Consider the following 636-nt stretch of genomic DNA (forward strand, 5'->3'; position numbering starts at 1 on the left):
AGAAATTCTTGGCATGATATTTCCTTATATAGTTATAGGGCATATTGCTTAAAGGCATATAATATAGCGCTGTACTAAATACAAATTAAACCATTCCCCTGCTATAGAAATTAACACACAGAAATATAACAGAGCTCGCGATAATCCCTTTATTACTCGATAAATACGATCTGATTATCATCAGTTTTAGCACGGGTGAATAACAAATAACCGTCGTAACCAGGAAACCTATCGGGGGGGAGATAAACGCGTCGAAAAAAAACCAGTGAATACCAAATGTATTCGACTGGTTTTTCAGGGGATGAAGGGTGATGTTAGCGCTCAGACACTGGTATTTTAGCCAAAACGTTTACTAATCGTCGCCACCGCTTGTTCCATGGTCGGAGACATACCGCCCGCAACCAGACAACAGGCAAGTTGCAAACGCAGGGCATAAGGTAGCGCAATTTCCCCCGCCAGGCACTGCGCGGTCCAACGCGCGGTCGTCGCCACATCACGGGCGATCGGCAACTTATCCGGCGCTACCACAATATCCTGGCGCTGTTGCAGCACTACGCTGTGTTGGCCTTGGATAAAGTGAATTTCAGGGCAGCGCTGTGGATTAGCATCCACCTCGCCCTCCGTGCCGTGCATCAA

At 47.0% G+C, this 636-nt stretch carries 1 pseudogene; it reads right to left on the reverse strand.

Annotated features, from left to right (window positions below):
• Positions 1 to 336: 336 nt before the first annotated feature.
• A pseudogene (locus J5224_RS33625) lies at positions 337 to 636 on the reverse strand (DNA-binding protein YbiB); the annotation flags it as partial.

The organism is Candidatus Symbiopectobacterium sp. NZEC135 (assembly GCF_025962695.1).